The 22,537-nt window shown below is 50.5% G+C and carries 26 protein-coding genes; 11 read left to right on the forward strand and 15 right to left on the reverse strand.

The window, feature by feature from the left end:
- Positions 1–71 precede the first annotated feature (71 nt).
- The 3 genes from DX130_RS09225 to DX130_RS09235 all read left to right on the forward strand — a co-directional run bounded on the left by DX130_RS09225 (position 72) and on the right by DX130_RS09235 (position 1,582).
- Positions 72–407: an antibiotic biosynthesis monooxygenase family protein gene (locus DX130_RS09225; RefSeq protein WP_116044594.1), complete on the forward strand. Its 336-nt coding sequence runs from the start codon at positions 72–74 to the stop codon at positions 405–407.
- A 316-nt stretch (positions 408–723) separates the two neighbouring features.
- Positions 724–1,053, forward strand: a complete 330-nt coding sequence (locus DX130_RS09230) for an ArsR/SmtB family transcription factor (protein WP_116044595.1) — start codon at positions 724–726, stop codon at positions 1,051–1,053.
- Between the two features lie 16 nt (positions 1,054–1,069).
- A complete protein-coding gene (locus tag DX130_RS09235) occupies positions 1,070–1,582 on the forward strand; it encodes an SRPBCC family protein (protein WP_116044597.1) in 513 nt (170 codons plus the stop codon).
- 55 nt (positions 1,583–1,637) lie between these two features.
- Here the strand turns inward: DX130_RS09235 and DX130_RS09240 are convergent, their stop codons facing one another.
- The 4 genes from DX130_RS09240 to DX130_RS09255 are packed head-to-tail and all read right to left on the reverse strand — an operon-like array spanning position 1,638 to position 3,268.
- Positions 1,638–2,027 carry a VOC family protein gene (locus DX130_RS09240; RefSeq protein ID WP_116044599.1) on the reverse strand — a complete coding sequence of 130 codons (390 nt, stop codon included), beginning with the start codon at positions 2,025–2,027 and terminating at the stop codon, positions 1,638–1,640.
- Positions 2,024–2,377: a DMT family transporter gene (locus DX130_RS09245; protein WP_116044600.1), complete on the reverse strand. Its 354-nt coding sequence runs from the start codon at positions 2,375–2,377 to the stop codon at positions 2,024–2,026. The genes DX130_RS09240 and DX130_RS09245 overlap by 4 nt, the downstream gene beginning before the upstream one ends.
- Before the next feature lie 13 nt (positions 2,378–2,390).
- A complete protein-coding gene (locus DX130_RS09250) occupies positions 2,391–2,717 on the reverse strand; it encodes a DMT family transporter (protein ID WP_116044602.1) in 327 nt (108 codons plus the stop codon).
- Positions 2,714–3,268, reverse strand: coding sequence for a TetR/AcrR family transcriptional regulator (locus DX130_RS09255; RefSeq protein ID WP_116044604.1), 555 nt, complete (start codon positions 3,266–3,268; stop codon positions 2,714–2,716). The genes DX130_RS09250 and DX130_RS09255 overlap by 4 nt, the downstream gene beginning before the upstream one ends.
- 134 nt (positions 3,269–3,402) lie before the next feature.
- Here DX130_RS09255 and DX130_RS09260 point away from each other — a divergent pair, with 134 nt between their 5' ends.
- The 4 genes from DX130_RS09260 to DX130_RS09275 all read left to right on the forward strand — a co-directional run bounded on the left by DX130_RS09260 (position 3,403) and on the right by DX130_RS09275 (position 8,318).
- Entirely contained in the window at positions 3,403–4,659 is a 1,257-nt protein-coding gene (locus tag DX130_RS09260) for a serine hydrolase domain-containing protein (RefSeq protein WP_116044605.1), read from the forward strand.
- A gap of 102 nt (positions 4,660–4,761) precedes the next feature.
- Complete coding sequence (locus tag DX130_RS09265; RefSeq protein ID WP_116044607.1) at positions 4,762–5,862, forward strand: nitric oxide synthase oxygenase; 1,101 nt, start codon at positions 4,762–4,764, stop codon at positions 5,860–5,862.
- A gap of 556 nt (positions 5,863–6,418) precedes the next feature.
- Positions 6,419–7,771 (forward strand): lytic polysaccharide monooxygenase, encoded by a 1,353-nt coding sequence (locus DX130_RS09270; RefSeq protein ID WP_116044608.1) that lies wholly within the window; start codon positions 6,419–6,421, stop codon positions 7,769–7,771.
- A gap of 214 nt (positions 7,772–7,985) precedes the next feature.
- On the forward strand, positions 7,986–8,318 hold the full coding sequence (locus tag DX130_RS09275) for a hypothetical protein (RefSeq protein WP_116044609.1): 333 nt from the start codon (positions 7,986–7,988) through the stop codon (positions 8,316–8,318).
- A 58-nt stretch (positions 8,319–8,376) separates the two neighbouring features.
- On the opposite strand, the gene DX130_RS09280 is transcribed toward DX130_RS09275, so the two are convergent.
- From DX130_RS09280 to DX130_RS09290, 3 genes are all read right to left on the reverse strand, one after another.
- Positions 8,377–8,706, reverse strand: a complete 330-nt coding sequence (locus DX130_RS09280) for an antibiotic biosynthesis monooxygenase family protein (protein WP_116044610.1) — start codon at positions 8,704–8,706, stop codon at positions 8,377–8,379.
- Positions 8,707–8,835: 129 nt separating this feature from the next.
- Positions 8,836–9,024 (reverse strand): hypothetical protein, encoded by a 189-nt coding sequence (locus tag DX130_RS09285; RefSeq protein ID WP_116044612.1) that lies wholly within the window; start codon positions 9,022–9,024, stop codon positions 8,836–8,838.
- Positions 9,025–9,027: 3 nt separating this feature from the next.
- On the reverse strand, positions 9,028–9,678 hold the full coding sequence (locus tag DX130_RS09290) for a phosphatase PAP2 family protein (RefSeq protein WP_116044614.1): 651 nt from the start codon (positions 9,676–9,678) through the stop codon (positions 9,028–9,030).
- 94 nt (positions 9,679–9,772) lie between these two features.
- On the opposite strand from DX130_RS09290, the gene DX130_RS09295 reads away from it, so the two are divergent.
- The 3 genes from DX130_RS09295 to DX130_RS09305 all read left to right on the forward strand — a co-directional run bounded on the left by DX130_RS09295 (position 9,773) and on the right by DX130_RS09305 (position 12,657).
- Positions 9,773–10,639 carry a class I SAM-dependent methyltransferase gene (locus tag DX130_RS09295; RefSeq protein WP_116044616.1) on the forward strand — a complete coding sequence of 289 codons (867 nt, stop codon included), beginning with the start codon at positions 9,773–9,775 and terminating at the stop codon, positions 10,637–10,639.
- Positions 10,639–11,346, forward strand: a complete 708-nt coding sequence (locus DX130_RS09300; protein ID WP_116044619.1) for an RluA family pseudouridine synthase — start codon at positions 10,639–10,641, stop codon at positions 11,344–11,346. Before DX130_RS09295 ends, DX130_RS09300 begins: the two co-directional genes overlap by 1 nt.
- Positions 11,347–11,412: 66 nt before the next feature.
- Positions 11,413–12,657 carry a CapA family protein gene (locus DX130_RS09305; protein ID WP_116044620.1) on the forward strand — a complete coding sequence of 415 codons (1,245 nt, stop codon included), beginning with the start codon at positions 11,413–11,415 and terminating at the stop codon, positions 12,655–12,657.
- A 40-nt stretch (positions 12,658–12,697) separates the two neighbouring features.
- Here DX130_RS09305 and DX130_RS09310 read toward each other — a convergent pair whose 3' ends face one another.
- A complete protein-coding gene (locus DX130_RS09310) occupies positions 12,698–13,102 on the reverse strand; it encodes a MarR family winged helix-turn-helix transcriptional regulator (protein WP_116044622.1) in 405 nt (134 codons plus the stop codon).
- A gap of 212 nt (positions 13,103–13,314) precedes the next feature.
- On the opposite strand from DX130_RS09310, the gene DX130_RS26410 reads away from it, so the two are divergent.
- A complete protein-coding gene (locus tag DX130_RS26410; RefSeq protein ID WP_165861208.1) occupies positions 13,315–13,482 on the forward strand; it encodes a hypothetical protein in 168 nt (55 codons plus the stop codon).
- Here DX130_RS26410 and parC read toward each other — a convergent pair.
- The 7 genes from parC to DX130_RS09345 form a co-directional block, all read right to left on the reverse strand.
- Positions 13,463–15,925, reverse strand: coding sequence for a DNA topoisomerase IV subunit A (parC, locus tag DX130_RS09315; RefSeq protein WP_116044623.1), 2,463 nt, complete (start codon positions 15,923–15,925; stop codon positions 13,463–13,465). The two genes, DX130_RS26410 and parC, sit on opposite strands and share 20 nt — an antisense overlap.
- Before the next feature lie 12 nt (positions 15,926–15,937).
- Positions 15,938–17,908, reverse strand: a complete 1,971-nt coding sequence (parE, locus tag DX130_RS09320; RefSeq protein WP_116044624.1) for a DNA topoisomerase IV subunit B — start codon at positions 17,906–17,908, stop codon at positions 15,938–15,940.
- Positions 17,909–17,964: 56 nt separating this feature from the next.
- On the reverse strand, positions 17,965–18,951 hold the full coding sequence (locus DX130_RS09325; RefSeq protein ID WP_116044626.1) for an ABC transporter permease: 987 nt from the start codon (positions 18,949–18,951) through the stop codon (positions 17,965–17,967).
- The gene (locus tag DX130_RS09330; RefSeq protein WP_116044628.1) at positions 18,944–19,888 is read right to left on the reverse strand and encodes an ABC transporter ATP-binding protein; all 945 of its coding nucleotides are present in this window, start codon (positions 19,886–19,888) and stop codon (positions 18,944–18,946) included. Before DX130_RS09330 ends, DX130_RS09325 begins: the two co-directional genes overlap by 8 nt.
- A gap of 19 nt (positions 19,889–19,907) precedes the next feature.
- Entirely contained in the window at positions 19,908–20,738 is an 831-nt protein-coding gene (locus DX130_RS09335) for a GDSL-type esterase/lipase family protein (RefSeq protein ID WP_116044629.1), read from the reverse strand.
- 185 nt (positions 20,739–20,923) lie between these two features.
- The gene (locus DX130_RS09340) at positions 20,924–22,114 is read right to left on the reverse strand and encodes a M14 family metallopeptidase (protein WP_116044631.1); all 1,191 of its coding nucleotides are present in this window, start codon (positions 22,112–22,114) and stop codon (positions 20,924–20,926) included.
- A 147-nt stretch (positions 22,115–22,261) separates the two neighbouring features.
- A complete protein-coding gene (locus DX130_RS09345; RefSeq protein WP_116044633.1) occupies positions 22,262–22,537 on the reverse strand; it encodes a YqkE family protein in 276 nt (91 codons plus the stop codon).

The raw sequence follows: 22,537 nt of genomic DNA on the forward strand, positions 1-22,537 counted from the left end.
GGTTTTCATTGAGCTCTGATATGAGTATAATCTTATCTATTCCTATGCTTCAACCAAGGAGGAACAACAACATGGATTCGGCACTTCAGCCTATAAAACAAGATTCGTATTATGCGGTCATTTTCACCAGTACCCGTACAGATGGAGATAACGGCTATGGGCTTATGGCAGATCGAATGGCTGAGCTTGCTTCCCGTCAGCCCGGGTATATCGGAGTGGACAGCGCAAGAGACACCTCCGGTGTCGGCATTACGGTCTCTTATTGGGAAAGCCTTGAAGCCATTCGCAACTGGAAGGCGAATGAGGCTCATTTAATCGCACAAGAGAAGGGTAAGCAGGACTGGTATAAGCAATATTCGGTCAAAATCTGCAAAGTTGAGCGGGAGTATGGTTCAGTCGAACGATAGTCCTGCCTTCCAATACGAGTTGAGAATTTATGCATGGAATGAACAAAAAAACCGTCCTGTCGGAAATGGTGCATCAGGGGCCGTCCCTCTCGCTTCCATTTGACTTAGGGACGGTTTCTTTTCCCTCCACAACCTTATTTCATGATCGCAACAAACTCGCCCTCTTCCGCTCCAATATTGACATTATCCTGCGCTGGCACACTCTGCGAGCCTCCCCCAAAAACAATATTCCTTGACAGGAATATTCCTATCGAGGTATATTGTAATCACAAATAGATCACGCTAGTTCTGGTAGAGAGGTGAGTGAAGTCGGACTATGGATACGACGACGTTCAGCGCACTGGCCGAGCCGAACCGCCTGCAGATTGTAGAGCTGTTGATGGGCGGCCCTCTGTCCGTGGGCGATATAGCGGAGCAATTATCGCTTAAGCAGCCGCAAGCATCCAAGCATCTGCGAGTATTGCTGGAGGCGGGTCTCGTCGAGGTGCAGGCGGAAGCTAATCGCAGACATTATGGACTGCGGATGGAACCGCTTCGCGAGATGGATGAATGGCTCGATTCTTACCGCCGGATATGGAATGAGCGTTACGACAACTTGGACCGATACTTGGCATTTCTTCAATCTGATCCAAAAGACAACCATTAACTAGGAGGCCTTGCACATGGCAAACAAAATGACAACAAAAGTTGACGGTAATGTATTAACGGTCGAGCGCGAGTTCAATGCACCGCGCAGTCTCGTATTCCAAGTCTACTCCGACGCGGAGCATCTAAAGCAATGGTGGGGTCCTCGCGGCTGGGAAGTGACCGTATGCAAGATAGATTTCCGTCCGGGCGGCGTATGGCATTATTGCATGAAGTGCAACGACCGCAACCAAGGCGACTTCTACGGCATGGAATCATGGGGAAAAGGCATTTACAACCATATTGTACAAAACGAGAAAATCGAATATACAGATTACTTCTCCGATGCGGAAGGCAATGTGCCGGAGGATATGCCCGCTTCGGATATTACACTGATCTTCGAGGAGCATGACGGACGCACGAAGCTGACCAATATTGCGCGTTATGTCTCCGCTGAGGCGCTGCAAGCCGTGCTGGATATGGGTATGGAGCAAGGCTTCTCCGAAACGCTGGACCGTCTGGAAGAGCATCTGGAGAAAGTCAAAGCCTAGTCACAAATATGAAAGCCGTTCGCAGAGTGCGAACGGCTTTTTGTCTGTATAGGGACTACTCCCCATAGATGGTATGAATGTTGCCCTCCGGATCGGAGAAAAAGGCCGTTGTATGCCCCCAAGGCATAATAGCAGGGTCTTTGACCGCGCCGGCGCCGCAGGACAGGAGATGGTCGTAAGCAGCCCGGACCAATTCTGCCGATTCCAGCCTGAAGCATAGCTCCACCGCTTGACCGGAGAGTGGAACGGAGTAAGACGGATATCCTCCGCTCTGCTTCGCCATCAGCTCTCTTGAGCTTAAAGAAAACCTCGTCCCTTCGTTTTCCAGCTCGGCATAATGCTCGGTATCGACCGCTAGGTGGAATCCCAGCGCCTCGCGGTAGAATCGAGCCATGCCCGCTACATCGCTAGTGATCAGTGTCACCACAGTTAGCTGTGCCTTCATACGGCCTCTCCTCTTGCCGTCTTCGGTGCATTGTCGGCTGCGTGGAGAAGCGCGACCCCGCCGACGATTAGCGCAAAACCGGACAAGGTAAGCAAATTGAATGGATCATTCCATACGATAACACCAATCAGCGCCGTCAAAGCCGTACCCACTCCTGACCAAATCGCGTACGCCATACTAAGCGGAATCGTTCTTAGACAAATCGACAGACTGTAGAATGCGACGCCAAAGCCAATCACAACGCCAATAGCGGGCAACAGCTCAGTGAAACCATGCGACAGCTTCAGCATCGTCGTTCCGAACACTTCAAATAAAATCGATACGGATAATGCCCAGTAACCTTTATTCATTACATATCCCTCCCTAGCCCATATCCGCAGACAGCTTCATCACGATTACGCCACCAATAATCAACACAATAGCCAGCGCCTTCTTCACATTTATCGTTTCCTTCCATAACACAACGCCTACAACTGCCGTCAAGGCCGTACCAACGCCAGACCATATAGCATAAGCAATGCCAAGGGGCAGTTCCTTAAGCGTTTGAGACAAAAAGAAAAAGGCGGAGCCCATCCCCAGCACCACCCCGATACTAGGCAGCCACTTCGAAAATCCTTTGGACAACTTAAGCATTGAGCTCCCGAATACCTCGCTCAAGATTGCGAACATTAGCAGCATGTATGGATTCATAGGTCTTCTCCCTTGTCTGTCAGCTTCAAAAGTCTGTCGAATACGGCATCCAACGCCGCATCGTCCAACGGTTCAATCTTGTACATAGCGGAATAATACAATCCGTCAATGGCAAGACGAATCAAGTTCACGCTAACGGGATCAAGACCATCTTCATTCATTTTCCTGAACCAGTAATTGTAGCTATTGTTAATGCTATCAACAAATGCCTGCTCCAGCAGCGCCGATGACATGACCCCTGTGCTCAGGGTGCCGTTATGCTTCAAATCATGCTTGGAAGCTTGTATATAAGCTCTGCACCACTTGCCCTGATTGCGGGTTTCCTGCTCCGCATAGGAATGGAACAATTCGGTAAACTGATCAAAGCTATACACCGTCATCCCTTGCAGAAGCGCATCTTTGCTTGGAAAATGATACAACAGGCCGCCCTTGCTGACGCCCGCTTCCTTCGCTACGGCATCCAGTGTCAACGCTCTGAAGTCTACTGTTAAAATAAGCCCCATCGCGGATTTCAATATATGTTCCCGTTTGGAATTGGCCTTGGCGCTCATCCTATCCCTCCCTGTTTGGTATGTACATTTGAACCGATCAGCGATGATTACTATACCGTCCGGACGGTTTTTTGTCAAGAAAACCGATTCCCCTCTTCATTATGATAGAATAGGAAATTGGAGGGGAATTCACTATGATAACGACGGACAACTCATTAACGTCCTTTATGAAAGCATATACGGAGCAATATCCATTCAGCGGCAATATTCTTGTCGCGTTGCACGGCAAACCTGTATACAGCCAATCCTTTGGCTATGCAAGCGTGGAGCATGACGTACCTATACAAGAAGATACGAAATTCGGAATTTGGTCGATTACCAAATCGTTCACTGCCATGGCGGTCGCCATGCTGGTCGAAGATGGTCAGCTGCGGTTTGATGATCCCGTCAGCGATTACATCCCTTCATTCAAGGCTTACGAACAGATGACCATTCGTTACTTGCTGCAGCACCGTTCTGGACTGCCTAACTTTACCCATGTGGCCGAATATAATGGGAACATGAACAAATGGCCGCTCCAATTGGACCAGATGTTGGCTTTACTGAAGGACAAGCCGCTTGACTTCACGCCAGGCGATTCATTCTCCTATAACAACACAGGTTATTTCGTGCTTGGTCTTATTATCGAAAAGGTGTCGGGTCTATCCTTCGAATCCTTTATCGCAGCGCGTATACTGAAGCCTCTTGGCTTGAACGACACAGGCGTAAACAACGGACGAAGCGTTATTCCGAACTTGGCTTCAGCCTATTCCTCCAGCGGAAGAGAGCTCGCACCGGCGGAATATATCGATATGAGCACCGTTACTACGGCCGGGGGCATGTATGCCACCGCCGCTGATTTGCTCCAGTGGGATCAATCGTTGTACAACAATAGACTGATTAGCCCGGAATTGGCTGCTCAACTATTCGACTTTTCGGAAGACGGATATGAGCTGGGCTGGTTTTTGGACAAAAAACAAGGTCGAAGAAGAATTTCACATAGCGGAGCTTACCGCGGCTACAGAAGCGAGCTGCATCGTTACCCGGATGATGGAGTGACGGTTATTTTGCTCACCAATTACGAGTTTGTGCCGTCGACGAAGCTAGCTCAATCCTTGGCGGATCTGATGCTGGGAGAAGAAGCGTCTGTGTCTGAACAGCCTCCTCGCTATTCCATGAAGCCGGAAGAGTTTAATGTGCTGAAAGGTGTGTATGAAGGTTTCGGCTGCGTGGCCGAGATAGGTCTGGATACGGATGGTTACTATCTGATCTGGAACAAGCGGGAGAAGCACGAGCTGTATCCGGTGTCGCAGACGGAGTTCCGGCATAGCTGGCATGATCAGTCCTATTCCTTCAAGCAAAAGGAATCCGGTGACTGGAGCTTCCTTGGCATGAAGAAACACAGCCTATAATCACCTCCATACCCGGGTCATAGATTGTTCACAAGTGCCCGGTTTAGGCCCGATTCAATCTTGCTATAATAAGGCCATACGACAGTACGGGAGAGAACCATCATGAACGTCACGAGCATACAGCAACAACTTTTGGAGCAAGCGTCGGCTTTTATCCGGCAATGCTACGCGGAGCTAGGCAAGTCTGAACCAGACATTAGGCAACGTCTGGATGAGATCTCATCCCAGGTTCAGCAGCACGGTCACTACACACATACTGCGGAGGAGTTAACACACGGCGCCAAGCTGGCATGGCGCAATAGCAATCGATGCATCGGACGATTGTTCTGGGACAATCTGTCTGTCCTTGACGCCCGGCATGTCGAGACGACCGATGCGATGGCCGAGACGATCTGGCAGCATATCGACGCCGCGACGAACGGCGGGAAGATCAGACCGTTCATTACCGTCTTCCCTGCTTCAAACGGCCATACGGCGCATTCTCCGCGTATCTGGAACCATCAGCTGATTCGATATGCAGGATATGAATCGAATGATGGCACGATAATCGGAGACCCTGCGTCTGTCTCCTTCACGAGGCTCTGCCAGGAGCTCGGATGGCAAGGCGCGGGTACGTCCCACGACATCCTTCCGCTTGTACTAAGCATAGGCAGCAGTGAGAAAAAATGGTATGCTATACCGAAAGAGCTTGCGCTTGAAGTCCCACTTGCTCATCCTGATTTTCCAACTTTCGAAGAGCTTGGATTGCGCTGGTATGCCGTTCCTTTCGTATCGGACATGCTGTTGGAGATTGGCGGCATTCGTTACACTGCAGCTCCCTTTAACGGCTGGTATATGGGCACGGAGATCGGCGCGCGCAATCTTGCCGACAAGGATCGCTATAACAAGCTACCCGAAGTAGCCCGTGTAATGGGCCTTGATACATCCAGCAATGCCTCTCTATGGAAGGACAAGGCACTGGTCGAGCTGAACGTAGCTGTCCTGCATTCCTATAAAATACACGGCGTAACGATCGTCGACCATCATACTGCGGCCCAGCAGTTCATGCGCTTCGAGCGCAATGAACGAGAAAGCAGCCGGGATGTGACAGGCCGCTGGTCATGGCTTGTTCCTCCGCTATCCCCTGCCACAACGCACATTTTCCATCAACGTTACGACGATCGTGTCGTTTCACCGCAATTTATGTACCAGAATAACTCATAAGGCCCGCTGCTGGGCCTCTCTTTTTGGACAAGTCTTGATACAAATATTAGTAAATTTACACATTTTGCAAGAAATACTCGTATTATTGAAATTAAACCTCATTAAAAATGCTGCAATAGGGGGAAAATTTGATTAAAATAATAATTCCCCTCCACAATCTCCGATTATTCCCCTATACTAGACACATCTTCAACAATTCCTTTACGTTTACCCGATGTACCGCTCCAAGTCCAATCATATGATTGCAAAAGCGTTTGCAATTCCTTCCATCTGAAATTGTTTCATTTCACTGCGCACCACAGGCAACTTCTATTGGCATCCCAACCCTTATTCCCCTCACCCTAGATTAACTAGCGGCTTCTTCACTTGCGTGTATAAGCTCTTCTTTGAGTTTATATAAAATGACGAGAGAAAGGAGATCACTCTATACATTCTCGTAATTTTTAGGTTATTTAGGTTTCCCTAAGTTTTACTGCTTTACCTTCAATGTCATCAACCAGAACCGCATAATTGGTCTAACCGCACTATTCTAACACTATTAGGAGGTTATCTACCAATGACACTGCTCCAAAACCCGCGTCAACTGTTCGTAAAAGCTTTGCTCGCTAGCGGCTTCGCTCTTGTCCTGCTGGCTATCATGACGGTCATGGCTGACAGAGTATCCGCACACGGTTATGTTGAATCACCTGCAAGCCGGGCTATACTTTGCAAAGACGGAGTAAATACGGATTGTGGCTCAATCATTTACGAACCACAAAGCTTGGAAGCGCCAAAAGGCTTCCCGGCGGCAGGTCCTGCCGATGGCAAAATCGCTAGCGCAGGCGGCGCATTCCCTAAGCTTGACGAGCAATCCAGCACACGTTGGAGCAAAGTAGCCCTCTCCGGCGGTCAACAAACATTCACTTGGAAATTTACGGCGAACCATGCGACTACAAGCTTCCGTTATTTCATTACCAAAGCAAACTGGAATCCAAATACCCCGCTGACTCGCGCTCAATTCGAGTCCACTCCGTTCTGTACGGTCAACTACGGTGGCGCTCAGCCTCCAATGAGCTATTCCCATACTTGTAACGTTCCGACTGACCGCTCCGGCTACCATGTCATTCTGGCCGTTTGGGATATTGACAATACCGTAAACGCTTTCTACAATGCGATTGACGTTCAATTGAGCGGAACAAGCAACGGTGACCAAACACCGCCTACTGTTCCAGGCAATCTTAACGTAACGAATGTAACAGCGACTAGCGCTGCTGTGTCCTGGTCTGCATCGACCGACAACGTTGGAGTAGCAGGCTACCGCATTTTCAATGGCGCGACTCAAATCGGATCCACGACGGGAGCGCTCTCGTATAACTTATCGAGTCTCTCCGCCAATACAACCTATAATATTACCGTTAGAGCTTACGATGCCGCAGGCAATGTTTCCGGTGCAAGCAGTATCGTGTCATTCACAACCTCTAATATCTCTGGGCCGGATACCATTGCGCCTACTGCTCCAGGCGGACTGCATGTCATGGGCAGCGCAACACAAAATTCCGTGCCACTGATGTGGAGCGCGTCAACAGATAATGTTGGCGTAACCGGCTATCAAATATTCCGCGGCACAACGCTCGTTACAACAGTATCTGGATCTTCTCTTGAATATCTGGTAACTGGCCTGTCCGCTAACACAACGTATACATTCACGGTCAGAGCAATCGACGCTGCCGGCAACGTATCCGCTGCCAGCAACGCAATCACCGTAACAACTCCTTCCGCTCCTACAACATACCCGGCTTGGAGCTCCACTCAAGTCTATTTTGGCGGCAACAAAGTAACCTATAACGGCGTCAACTATGAAGCAAAATGGTGGACGCTTGGCAACATCCCTGGAACTCCTGCAGGCGATGTATGGAAAGTCATTCCTTAAGCCCCGCAATAACGTAATAACTAGTTCGCAAAGCTCACAACAAGCTGGTGCCGATGACTATCGGTATCAGCTTGTTTTTTGTCGTCCGCCCCATTACCCTACCTATTAAGCAGACTATAGTCCCAAAAAATCGTTTACAATTGCCAAAATGTACAGTAAAATTCTTAATAGAGAACAATCGCATTCTCTATATTGATCTAAGGGGTGGCACTAGTTGAAAACCTTACAGCGGATCATCGCATGCGTCACGCTCCTCACCTTGCTTGCATTCCCGACTGCCGCATTTGCCTCTGGCAAATCATCCAACTACGAAGAAGATCGAAAAAAAGGATTGCTTGCAACCATCTCCTCCCTCTTCTCGACCCTTGGCAGCTCCTCTGGCAAGGACAAGAAGGAAGATAAATACGATTACAACAAGCATTACAATGACAAGAAGGGTAGCATATGGGACTGGCTGAACGGCCACGGCTGGTGGAAGGACTTCAATTGGTGGAAAGAACACGAAGGTGATTCAAGGAAAATTTGGGAGAAGTACTATTGCTATTGAACCACAAGGGCTGGCCTGCGATTCATCGCAAGCCAGCCCTTGTCCATTTTATTTGGCGTTAGACGCCAGCAACGGTACCGGCAATCACTTTTGTAACGTTGTACATCTTCACACTGGAGTCTAGGATATAGCTGGGAGGAGCATCATTGCGCTTCTCGCGATGTCCGGCAAGATGGACGGGACTCTTCTCCCAGTTTTTCCAAGCTTCCTCGGATTCCCAGCGGATCATGGAGATGACTTCTTCCGACTCCCTATTTTTCCGGCTGACCATAACCGTTCGGTCGATCAGACCCGGCATCTCATCAATTACTCCGGCAACAGCGTAGCTCTCCGCTAATTGCTCCGCATGACCAGACTCCACAACAATCGTTCTCAATTGGATGAACATAGACTCACCTTCGTTAAAGTTTTTTTTGAAGAAAAAACACATACGAATTATCCTGTCCGCATAGAAATCGTTCAGGAAAACCTGTTATTCTTTACCATCATATCGATAACGATTATCAATGTCAACCTCTTATTCGTAGCTCTTAAGTCTATAGCGGTAACCGCAAAACGAACATTTGAACATTAGGCTGTCCTCTCCAATTATAAAGCTGAAGCGATCATCATCCTCAAGCTCGATAAACTCCCTGCCATGCTCGTCCCGATCACCCGTTGCGAACAAATTGGTACGATTGCCGCACTCGCACTCCAAATGCATCATAAGTTAAACCCCTCTCTTCTGCCGCAAAGCCCCCGCCAGCAGCATGATTCCCGAAATAATGACCAGTCCCGCGCTGTAACCGGCGAGTACGTCCGATATGTAATGAACATGAAAATAAATCCGGCTTGCGCCAATTAGCAGGATGAACAAGGACGGTATAACGACAATGACTGATTTGATCCCGACGCTCCACTTGCCCTCCTTTAGCAGAATGATCATCAGCATGCCGAACATGACTATACTAAGCATGGAATGACCGCTCGGAAAGCTCAAGCCGTCGGCCGTTATGCTCCACACTGTGTCGGGACGCACTCGATCGAAAGTCATTTTCAATAATAGATTTGAGGAAATTGCGATCAGTACACTGCCAATCATCATTCCCGAATACCGCCATCCGTAGCGGTAGCCAAACCAGCCAGCCGAAATCAACGTTATCCCAATAATCCAAATGGTAGATCCAAGCATTGTCATGAGTTTAAAAGCAATTGTAAGTCCCTCGCTGCGCCAATCAGTCAAGACTTGATGCGCCCACTTATCAAAGGAGTGTCCTCCGTTCTCCGGCAATGTAATGGCTGCAATAACAAATCCTATCATGCCAATCGCAAGCATGTATATCCAAAAGCTCCGTTCCTTGCGAATAAATACCGCCTCCATAGGTAAGATTCATTGCTTAGTTTTCCCTGCTTCGTTATAATAAGCGATGATATAATATGTGACAAGACTAGAGTCAAGGAAGGAAAGACGAACGATGTATGTAGCAGATAAATGGACCGACTATGAAGTCATTGATACAGGAGACGGAGATAAGCTGGAGAGATGGGGAGCCTACGTTCTCCGCCGACCTGACCCGCAGATCATCTGGCCGATCGCGGACGAATCAGGCCCTTGGGAGAAAATGGACGGGCATTACCACCGAAGCTCTTCAGGAGGCGGCCAATGGCAGATGTCCTCGACCCTTCCGGAGAGATGGACGATCTCTTATGGAGAACTTTCCTTTCATATAAAGCCTACCAACTTCAAGCATACCGGATTGTTTCCCGAGCAAGCTGTCAATTGGAGCTGGATGATGGACAAGATCCGTCAGGCCGATCGTCCGATTCGCGTGCTGAACCTGTTCGCCTACTCGGGCGGCGCTACAGTAGCCGCAGCCAAAGCCGGCGCTGAAGTATGCCATGTCGATGCTGCCAAAGGAATGGTGCAATGGGCCAAGGAAAATGCTCAACTGTCAGGACTTGAATCAGCGCCGATCCGCTATATTACGGACGATGTATTCAAGTTCGTACAGCGCGAGCAGCGTCGTGGACGCCAGTATGACGCCATCATAATGGATCCGCCTTCTTATGGACGCGGACCGAACGGCGAAACCTGGAAGCTGGAGGAGAATCTCTATCCGTTTCTTCAATCTTGCACGACGATTCTATCAGACAATCCATTGTTCATGCTTATCAATTCCTACACAACAGGATTATCCCCATCCGTCCTTCATAACATGCTTCATATGACGATGAAGCCCAAGTATGGCGGGACAATCAACTGTGGCGAAATTGGTTTGCCCATTACGAGATCCGGCCTTAATCTGCCTTGCGGCATTCTAGGGCGCTGGGAATCCAACTAATGCGTATTCCCGTATTATATGAAGACAATCATCTTCTCGCGGTCGTGAAGCCTCCGGGTGTGCCCTCCCAAGAGGACGAAACCGGTGATCCGGATATGCTCACGCTGCTGAAAACGGATTTGAAGGAGAGACATGGCAAGCCCGGCAATGTGTTTCTTGGCTTGGTCCATCGTCTGGACCGCCCCGTCGGCGGCGCCATGATCTTCGCCAAGACGTCCAAGGCTGCCTCCAGGCTGTCCGAAGCTGTTCGCAGCCGTTCCTTCGGCAAAACCTATATGTGCGTCGTACAAGGCGCTCCAGCGTCTTCTAATGGCACATTGAAGCATTACCTGTGGAAGGATCAGAAGCGCAATCAGGTTACAGTATTCAATAAGCCTGAGTCGGACGCCAAAGAAGCGATACTGGAGTATAGAGTTGCGGCGGCGCATGAACGATTCAGTCTGGTTGCAGTCCGGCTCCATACTGGCCGTTCCCATCAAATTCGCGCACAGATGGCCCATATCGGCTGTCCGATAGTCGGAGATTTGAAGTACGGCGCAGCTCGGCAGCCCCATATATCCAATCTTGCATTATGGTCTACCTCCGTATCCCTTCCACATCCGATCTCCAAGGAAGAGGTCGCTTTTTACTCCTTGCCTGAGGTCGCAGCTCCTTGGAGCTGGTGGGAAGCGGATCAGTTGGAATACGCAGCCAAACTTTATATCTAGTTCATCAATGGGAAGTGCAGGCTCAGCCGGCTTCCCATTGATTATGAGAGGACGAGTATAAACCTTATGCGTCGAAAGATCGTCTTAATTCCCACAGTCATTCTTTTAAGCCTGATTGCAATTATGATCCTTTTTCTGTTCGCCCAAACCATATGGGACAAAAGCGGCGCAAATTCACTAGGACAGCATGATCTGATATCTGCCGCTCCTTCGGAAGCAGCCGTGACTCCCCCTCCTCCGTCTCCAACGCCAGAGCCCACTCCTGTCGAGCCGGTGTTCACAGAGGCGGTCTGGGTAGGCGTCGGCGACATTATGAGCCATTCTCCTCAGCTGCCCGGCGCTTACGATGCCAATACGGGCGTATACGATTTCAATCCTTTCTTCGAGGAAGTGAAGGATATATTAGGCCAAGGGGATTGGATCATGGCGAATCTGGAGACCCCGATAGGCGGCGCGAACTTCGGCTATACTGGCTATCCGAGCTTCAATGCGCCTTTTGAGCTTGCAGAGGCGTTGAAAAATGCCGGCTTCAACCTCCTGTCTACAGCGAACAATCATTCCCTTGACAAAGGCGAGCGTGGTTTATTGAAGACACTTGAGCATCTAAAGGAACTGGATCTGCAAGCCATCGGCACCGCATCCTCGCAGGAAGAAGCCGATGCGCTGATCATCGCGGAGCAACATGGCATCCGAATGGGTCTTCTCGCTTACACCTACGGCACCAACGGCATACCGATCCCGACAGGCAAGCCCTATCTGGTTAATCTGATCGACGAAGAAAAGATCAGGGCTGATATTGCCCGATTGAAGCAAAATGGAGCGGATCTCGTCACCGTTGCCCTTCACTTCGGCAACGAATACCAGACGACGCCTTCAGAGAGCCAGAAGACGCTCGCTCGGGCACTTGTGGCGGCAGGAGCGGACATCATTGCAGGCTCGCACCCCCACGTCATTCAACCTTACGAGGTCATTGAGGGCTATGATGACATGGGCAATGAAAAACGATCGTTAATTATTTATTCCATGGGCAACTTCATCTCCAACCAACGGGGAGATTCCAAGGATTATGGGGTTATCTTTAAAGTGGGCGTCCGCAAAAACGTAACCGAAAACCTGACTACGCTGACCGACATCGAAGCGATACCGACCTGGGTTCATCGCTACAAGCCCGACCGCTCCTTCCGCTACCGTATCCTTCCGGTGGAAGAAACACTTGCTGCAAAGGACGACAGCCTGCTGAAAGCCGGCGATTATCATCAGCTTCAAAAGGATTTCGATATGCTTATCCAGCGTCTTGACTCCATGAAATAACGAATAGGGCCGCTTCCCGTCCAGGAAGCGGCCCTATCTGTTATGAATTGGCGACCTTGCCTAACAAATAGACAAGAAGCTGCTGATTATGCGCGGAGATGCGATCAAGCGAATGCTCGATCATACCATTGCGTATGCCCCGCCCCCGCTCGGCTTCCGAAAGCCCTTTCTCCGTCACCGATATCCATACGATGCGACGGTCGTTCTCATCTCTGGTTCGAGCGATAAGTCCGCCTCGCTCCATACGGTCCAGCAATGTGGTAATGGCAGCAGGCGTTGTAGACAAGTATTGAATAAGATCAGACGGTTTCATCGGCTGAGACTCCAGCAGCAGCTCCAGTACATTCAGCTGACCTTCTGTGAGCGGAGCAAGTGTCTGCTCCAGATTGATCTTCCACTCGCGTGACAGTTTTGTCCATACCCGAGTAAAATCTTCAGAAATCAAACTTCCCACCCGCTTTCTGTCCTATTAACCTCTTATATGTCTATTATACCAATTGCTCATGTCGAATAAAAGGTTAACCCAATTAATAGTTTGCGCCATTAATCGCTATAATAGTGAACCGTTTGACAGCAGATGACATATAATGTGGCGACCGCCCAGCTGTACGGGCGAAATTCCTCTATCGCTGACGACAATGAAGGAGCGTGATTGCATTGAACACCAGAAAGGCAGAAGTCATGGAGCGCATACGCGCATACGGCATCATAAAAGACCCGCATTGGCTTAATCGCCCGGATGAGCTTGTGCCAATGTGGGTCATGCTTGAAGCCCTCCTGGAAATCATAGAACGGCTAGATCCGCCTAATCGGCCTTTTGATTAATCTCCAGCACATTGCGTACAAAAGCTGTGACGATGCTGTCATTCTTCTCCACTGGCAGCAATCCTTTGCCAACTGACTTCCGTTCATCAATCGGCGCCTTTTCGGAATCGAGCGTCAGCTTCGCGCCTCCGGATGTAAGCGCCACAATTTCGATCCGCTGCCTGCAATAGTAAGCAGCTGCAAGCTTATCGCCATTGGAACGTACGCGCTTCCCTTCCTTGAATTCGAACGTCTGAACACCGCGTCCGCCTCTTCCCTGGATAGGGTAGTCGAGGAGCAGCGTACGTTTTGCATACCCGATATCGGATATTACGAGGATCTCTCCTTCATCGTCCGACACCCACAGAGCCGAAACCAGTTCATCGTCATCCTTCAACTGCATGCCTCTTACGCCGGCCGCCACGCGGCCCATTGAGTTGACTTCCGTCTCCAGGAAACGAATGCTCATACCGTTGCGGGAGACGAGCAATAGCTGCTTCTGGCTGTCGCTGACAGATACGCTGATAATCTCATCGCCCTCAGCGACTTTGCAAGCTGCAACGGCCGTTGAACGCGTCGTCGCATACTCCTTCAATTCCGTTCGCTTCACCTGTCCGCGCTTCGTCACAAATACGAGCGACAAGCCCGCTTCTCCAATATCCTTGACCGGAATAACACTTATAATGGAATCGTCCTTGGGCAGCGGTATGATATTGACGACAGCCGTGCCGGTATCCTTCCATTTGAAATCCGGAATTTGATGAACAGGCAGCAAGTAGTATTGTCCCTTGCGTGTGAACAGCAGCAAGTTGTCAATCGTGTTTACTTGCAGCAAGTCTCGAATGACGTCGCCATCCTTCACTCCAGCGCTGTCAAGCTCGCCGCCCGAACGGGTAAAGGACAACATGCTTGTCCGCTTCATATAGCCGTCTTGGCTAAGCGTCACCAGAACATCCTCAGGCGTAACCAGAACTTCCAAGTTCACCTTCAGCTCTTCCACTTCGCCTTGAATATCCGATCTGCGGTCAATGCCGTATTTGTCGCGGATTTCAATCAATTCATCTTTGATAACCCCGATCAGCTTCTTCTCGCTGTCCAGTATCGATCGCAGGTAAGCAATCTTCTTCTGCGCTTCCTTAAGCTCCTTTTCCAGAGACGTAATCTCCAGATTCGTTAGCCGGTAGAGCTGCAAGGTTAGTATGGCGTCCGCCTGGCGCTCCGTAAAGCCGAATTTCGCGATCAGGTTATCCTGAGCGTCCCCGCGGTTTTTGGACGCTTTGATCGTATCGATGACCTCATCCAAAATATTAAGCGCTTTGACAAGCCCCTCGACGACATGCGCACGGTCTTCCGCCTTCTCCAGCTCATACTTCGTGCGATGAGTAACCACTTCTTTTTGATGATCCACATAAGCGGCAAGCATCGGCAGCAGTCCAAGCTGTTGCGGAGCTTTATTGACAATCGCCACCATATTAAAGTTATAGGTGACCTGAAGATCCGTTTTCTTGAGCAAATAAGCCAATATGCCGTTCGCATCTGCTTCTTTCTTCAGCTCTACGACAATACGAAGGCCATTGCGTCCGCTCTCGTCGCGCACCTCTGCGATGCCTTCGACCTTCTTCTCCAGACGAATCGTCTCCATAGCAGTAACAAGGCGGGACTTCACGACCTGATACGGGATTTCCGTAATCACGATCTGCTGCTTGCCGCCTCTCATATCTTCAATGGCGGTTTTCGACCGAAGATAGATTCGTCCTTTGCCCGTAGAATACGCTTCGCGGATGCCTTCTTCGCCCATGATGAGGCCGCCCGTCGGGAAGTCCGGTCCCTTCACAATCGTCATCAGCTCTTCCAGCGTCGAGCCCGGCTTGTTCATATACATGATGCAAGCATCAATAACCTCGCGCAGATTGTGAGGCGGAATTTCGGTTGCGAAGCCTGAGGAGATGCCGCTTACGCCGTTGACCAGCAAGTTCGGATAACGGGATGGCAGCACCACAGGCTCCTTTGTTGTATTATCGAAGTTATCTTTGAACTGGACCGTACGCTTATCGATATCGCGAAGAAGCTCCATCGCGATCTTGGACAAGCGCGCTTCCGTATAACGCATAGCTGCTGCCGGATCGTCATCCTGCGAGCCCCAGTTGCCATGGCCGTCCACAAGCGGATGACCCATCTTCCAAGGCTGTGCCATTCTGACCATGCCCTCATAAATCGAGGAGTCGCCGTGCGGGTGGTAGTTGCCCATCACATCGCCGACCGTTTTTGCCGATTTGCGGTATGGCTTGTCCGGCGTATTGCCCGCATCGTACATCGCGTACAGAATTCGGCGCTGCACCGGCTTTAGGCCGTCTCGTACATCGGGGATCGCTCGATCCTGTATGATATATTTCGAATAGCGTCCGAAGCGGTCACCTACAACCTCCTCGAGAAACGCCGGCAGGAATTGTTCCAGGATACTCATGCTTGCTCCCCCCTATTCTTCATATTCCGTAAAGTCTACATTTTCAATAATCCAGCGTTTGCGCGGGTCTACCTTATCCCCCATAAGCGTGGATACGCGTCGCTCTGCTTTGGCGGCATCTTCAATCTGAACCTGCAGCAGCGTTCTGGATTCCGGATTCATCGTCGTCTCCCATAGCTGATCCGGATTCATCTCGCCAAGACCCTTGTACCGCTGAAGCTCGTAGCCTTTGCCGTATTCCTTCAAATAATTTTGCAGCTGCTCATCCGTCCAGGCATAGCGTATCGTCTCCAGCTTGCCCGATTTTCTTGTAATCTTATAAAGAGGAGGCTGAGCGATATAAATTCTTCCGGTGTCGATGAGCGGTTTCATATAGCGGTAGAAGAACGTCAGGAGCAATACTTGAATATGCGCACCGTCCGTATCCGCATCCGTCATAATAATAATTTTATTGTAATTGCTTTCCTCGGCTTCGAATTCCGGTCCTACGCCCGCTCCAATCGCCGCAATGATCGCTTTATACTCATCATTTTTCAAAATATCGACCAGCTTCGCCTTCTCCGGGTTCATTGGCTTGCCCTTAAGCGGCAAAATCGCCTGATGCTTGGAGTCGCGGCCTTGCTTCGCGGAGCCGCCGGCGGAATCGCCTTCGACGATGAACAGCTCGTTGCGCGTGTAATCCTTCGACTGCGCAGGCGTCAGCTTGCCGCCAAGATTAGAGCTTTCGCTCTTCTTCTTGCCGCTGCGAATTTCCTCACGCGCCTTGCGGGCCGCTTCGCGTGCCCTGGACGCCTGCACGGCTTTCTTAAGCAGTGATTGTGCGATCTGCGGATTCTCTTCCAGGAAGACTTGCATCTTCTCGGTTACGACTGCGTCAACTGCGCTTCTTGCTGAAGCGCTTCCGAGTTGATCTTTGGTCTGGCCGACAAATTCCACTTCGGACATCTTAATATTGATGACCGCCATCATGCCTTCGCGGAGATCATTGCCCTCCAGATTTTTGTCCTTTTCCTTCAGCAGCGCAGCTTTACGAGCGTAATCGTTCATGACGCGCGTATAAGCGGTCTTGAAGCCCGTCTCGTGGGTGCCGCCGCCTCTGGTTGGTATAGAGTTAACGAACGAAGCGATCGTCTCTGTATAGCCGTCATTGTATTGCAACGCAACCTCAACCTCGATTTCATCGCGCTCGCCTGCAAAATGAACGACCTCATGCAGCACATTTTTGTTTTCGTTCAAAAATTGAACGAACTGGCTCGCACCGCCCTCGTAATGAAAGGCGTCAACTTTACCGCTGCGGTCATCCTTAATGGTGACCCTAAGCCCTGAATTCAGAAACGCGATCTCCTGCAGTCTCTCGGCAAGCGTATCGTAGTTGAAGGAAGTTCCATTCTGGAACACCCGTCCGTCTGGCTTAAACGTAACTTTCGTTCCCGTCCGGTTCGTATTGCCAATAACGTCAAGTCCTGTTACCGGTTCTCCGACATGCTCCTTGCCCTTGTCGTCAACCCAATATTCAAATCGCATTTTATGTATTTTGCCATCACGGTAAATCTCCACTTCAAGCCATTCCGACAACGCATTCGTCACGGAAGCGCCCACGCCATGTAGACCACCGGACTTCTTGTATCCTCCGCCGCCGAACTTTCCGCCCGCATGCAAAATGGTATAGACGACTTGCGGCGTAGGAATGCCGGTCTTATGCATGCCGGTCGGAATCCCGCGCCCGTTGTCGTGGACAGTGATGGAGCCGTTCTTGTGCAGCGTTACTTCGATCGCCGAGCAGTATCTGGCCAAATGCTCGTCCACCGCATTATCGACGATCTCCCATACTAGATGATGCAGGCCGGAAGTGCTGGTGCTGCCGATGTACATGCCCGGCCGCTTGCGTACAGCAGTCAAGCCTTCTAATACCTGTATATCATCGGCCTCATAATTTCGGTTTGCGGCCGCTGTGCCTGCGAATGTATTTATTTGCTCAGCCATGAGCTTCCCCCAATCCGTATCTGCTTTAACACTCGTACTCATATCTTCAAGCTATTTTAATTCAAGATGTCCCCTTTCGTAAAGACGCGAAACGAAACGAACAGCCCTGCCGCTCCCCACATCGCCAAGATGATCAACGAAAAAGGAAGCGTCATTCCCTCAATTGGCGGCGGTGTTCCTTCCAAATATCCGGTCAACCCCAGATTGACTGAAAATAAATATTTCGCGCTCCTCCACGAGGAGGACATGGAGGACAAAATCGTGCCGGCAATGATTGCCGACATCATCGTCACAAGGCTGGCCGCCGTGCTGCGAATCAGCACGCTGACCATAAGTCCCAGCACCGCAACGATCATGGCGGAAAACCAGCAAAGTCCAGCCTGCATGAGCAGAAATCGCCACTGCGGGACTGTGTGGACCGACGAGCTGTCAATGACAGCTCCCTCCATTCGGAATCCGGTCAAAACCGGAGTGATCCAGCCTCCGTATCCAAAAACAAAGCCGGATATAAGGTAACACAATATAACCGTTACCGCAATGGTTAATGAGACATAAAGCGTGAGGGCGCACAGTTTGCTCAATAGGATCTTCCACCGTTTGACCGGTCTGGTAAGCAGCATCTTGATCGTACCGGTCGTTCTCTCACCCGAGACGATATCCGATCCCATAGCCAGTACAAGCATCGGAATAAAGAGCGTAATCGAGTTGCTTAGAAATTCTCTCGAAAATTGTACGCCGCTCGGCTCGCTGGGATTGATATCATGATTCAAGTAGTATTGAAGCTGCTGGACCGCGACACGCCTGCTGCGCTTCCATTCCTCCGGTATCCGGTCGCTTGAGAGCGTATTCTCCAAATCGGCAATTTGCTGCAGGATCTGATTGCGCCAATCCGCGAAGTGCTCCCTGTGATTGCTTACCACTTTATGCTCGGCATAAGTGAAGATCGGAATGAGAATGAACAGAATAAGGACGATAACGACAAAACGTTTCTTCAGCCACAGCTTAAGCACCTCATTCTGGACTAGTGCCGGCAGCTTACGCATGTACTTCACTTCCCGTCAGCGTCAGAAACAGCTCCTCCAGCGTTGGCTCCGCCTGACAAACGGCCAGGATGCCGATTCCTCTGGACGATAGCCGCGCAATTGTATCTGCGATAATAGCCTCCGGCATAGCGACCACAATGGTATCCGTGGGCAAGATATCGCGGGCAGGTCCGTTTCGCAGTATGATCCGCGGGTCCCTGCACAGCTCAGCAACGCCTTTATCCATTTCCTGAAACCGCCAATTCACGTAACCGGCTGCCTCTTTCATCAGATCTTCGATTTTGCCGATTGCGATGATTTTGCCGCGGTCCATAATGGCGACCCTTCCGCACAGCATCTGAACCTCGCTTAACATATGACTGGAGATCAGAAGGCTTATTCCTTCGTCCGCAAGGCTATGCACAAATGCCCGCAGCTCCTTCATTCCTTTCGGATCCAATCCATTCGTTGGTTCATCGAGGATAAGCAGCTTGGGCTTGCCGAGCAGAGCTTGAGCAATACCAAGCCGCTGACGCATGCCCAGCGAATACGTCTTCACCTTGTCATGAATCCGATCCTCCAGTTTGACGATCTCCGTTACTTCACGAATACGCTCTTCATCCACCCCGTCCATCATACGAGCGAATTGTTCAAGGTTTTGCCAGCCGCTCATGTAGTTGTAGACTTCCGGATTTTCAACTATACAGCCAACATGCTTAAGCGCCCGCTCCGGATTGCGCTGAACGTTATGACCGCATATTTCGACGGTGCCGCCAGTAGGCTTAATCAGATCGACGAGCATCCGAATGGTCGTTGTTTTCCCGGCTCCATTAGGGCCGAGAAACCCGAATATTTCCCCGCTATGGATGTCAAAGCTCAATTTATCTACGATCATATGGCGCTGAATGGATTTGTGAAGGTCTTTTACGCGAAGAACAGGTGCATGGCTTGCTTTCATCTCAAATGATCTCCTTTCGTCAATCCAGCGCTTCCAGCATGCGGCCAGCAATCCGCTTATAACCTTCATGGTTGGGATGAAAATGATCTGAGGATAAGTACTCCCCGATACGCCCTTCGAACAAATCAAAGGTTGGCACCATCATCATGTTGGGATAGGGATGAATCACTGCATAGGCTTCTTTATTCCATTGTTGCATGTTTAAACTGGCTATTCGCAAGTTGTCCAGATCATAGAAGGGATTATAGAGCCCCATATACACGATCTTCGCAGAAGGGTTAAGCTCATACAATTGATCTATGATGCTGCGAAAGCGGCCAAGCGTCTCCTCCATATCTTGTTCAAGCTCGTCCATGCCAAGCATCGCCCATTCCTTCTTCTCCATTCTGGCGCGAGCAGATAGGAAGAGATCATTGCCGCCAATGCTGAACAGAATCAAATTAGCGCTCTTGACGGCATATTGGTATCCTGAATCGTTGGACAAACGCTCTCCAAGCTGGGATGTCTGCATGCCGTTCAGTGCCAAATTGTTCAAGAGCTGAACCGGCTTATCGAATTCTTTTTTCAACCCATCGACTACTTGCCGGACGTATCCCTTGCCTGTAGCATCGCCAGTACCTTTCGTCAACGAATCGCCCAATGCGACGATCCTTATCTCCTTGAAGTTCCCGAGGGAGACTCTCTCCTCAGAGGTTGTCTCTGAAGGCGCAGACGGCGACGGCTTAGTCTCCGAGACGGCGGGCACAGCCTTCAAGTCGTTCAGTACCATGCCTAGTCCGGTAAGAAGTACAACTGTTGATAAAAGAGAGCAGGCGGCCAGCCAATACCACAGCCATCGAGTCGTTTTCATGTTGGCCCCCTTCCCCTTTCTCTGCTGGACTTTCGTCAGACACGGTACTTTGGAAATATCGTGTCAGATGTTACCATGGTTTGCATTTCTGCCGCGCCTTATGCCGCCGAACGAAAAAAAAGATGCGCTATGCGCATCCGAGACGAACCAATAAACTTGAAAAGAGAAGCCGCGAACTGCACCCCTTATTGAGTGATGGCTACTACTATGATGCTGGATGCTGCGTCATAAATTCGACCGTATTGGTCAAGAGGGAGCGGATTAACGCCTTGGCCCAGCTCGATCGTAAAGCCTGGCCTGCGCCAATCCTGAATGAACCAGTCCTTGTAGCCTGCCGTGCTGTCCGCATTGCGGACAGCTTCATATCCGCTCGCCTCCGCAAATGCCGTCGCCAAAGATTCTGATTCTGGCGGTTCCAATCCTTCAAAACCCCAGAACAACACTTCTCCTTGCGTATGAAAGGCCAATACGCGCTGGAACGAACGACTGCGGGTCAGTTCCGCAAGCGCCTGGGCTTCGGGTTCTGTCAGCGGCGCTACACCCGAGTAGTCGCGCGGAGCCGGCGCTTGCGGTCCAGCAACCGCATCCCGCTCCCATAAGGCCGGAAATTGTTTGTTTAGATCGACTCCCCGAATATTAGCCTTCCAGCCGCTAAAGTCCATGCTGCCGCCATTGATTGCTGCAACATCACTGTGGAATGGCTCTCCCGTCGGCGGACCGTCGATCACCAGATCGACACCGTCTGGATTCATCATTGGAACCACAGACAAGGTTACAGCCAGATAGGGGCCATACGCGGATGTACCGCGCAAGTCCGAGCTGTTCGTTACAGCCATCGCGTATTCATTCAAAAACTGGATCAGCACAGGGGTCGTAATCCATTCGTTCGCGTGTATCGAGCCGTTCGCATGTATGATTCGGTCGCCGCTGCCAATTCGTATTTCCGTTATCGGCTTGCCCATGACGCTATTGCCGATAGAGGAGCGCCTCAGGAACGGGTAGGCAGCAACCAGCCGGCCGATGTCCTCTTCCAGCGCCGCAACATTATAGTTGCGCTGCGGATTCGTCACCAGCTCTGTGATGCGTCTCGGGATGCGTATCTTTTCACCCACCTGCAAATTATTGCTGTGCAGTCCCGGATTAGTCTGCAGCAGCAGCTCTGCCGATATGCCGTTGCGCGATGCGATGCGCCATAGCGAATCTCCGCTGACGATAAGGTGCTCCGTCCACTGGAATCCCGGAACTTGAACGGTCTGACCGATATACAATGCTTCCGGTACAATCCCAGGATTGGAATCCACGATTAGACGATAGGGTACACCGAAGAGGATACTATACTTCCAGAACGAATCTCCGTTTCTTACCGTCACCTGCATGCGGTCTATTCCTCCTTTAACCCTTCCAGCCATCTTTAGAATAAAGTATGGGCTGCTGCCCGGATTGGTGCCTGCCTTGACCGTATCGCGATATTTATCTCCAAATAAAACAAAGCCTCCCGGCTATAATCCGGAAGGCTATCGATCTTATTTATATTTGCTCCAGTTGTTGTCGCTGTTCTCCAGCAAATAAGAGAAATCATTTTCCAATCGCTTCTTCTCTTGCTTCTTTGCCTCTTCCTCCTGCAAGCGCTGCTTCTCCTTGCGATCAGCCTCTGCACTCTTCAGCTCATCTGCTTGCGCCTTCAGCTTCTGCAGCGTATCCGCGCCCAGCAGTTCCTTCAGCGTAGCGCCAGTCGCCGTTTGCTCCTGCTCACTGCTGCGCTTCGGCTGTGATTGCCTTTGTTTCCCCTTCTTCGCCAT

Origin of the sequence: Paenibacillus paeoniae, assembly GCF_003388735.1 — a bacterium.
Classification (GTDB): Bacteria; Bacillota; Bacilli; order Paenibacillales; family Paenibacillaceae; genus Pristimantibacillus; species Pristimantibacillus paeoniae.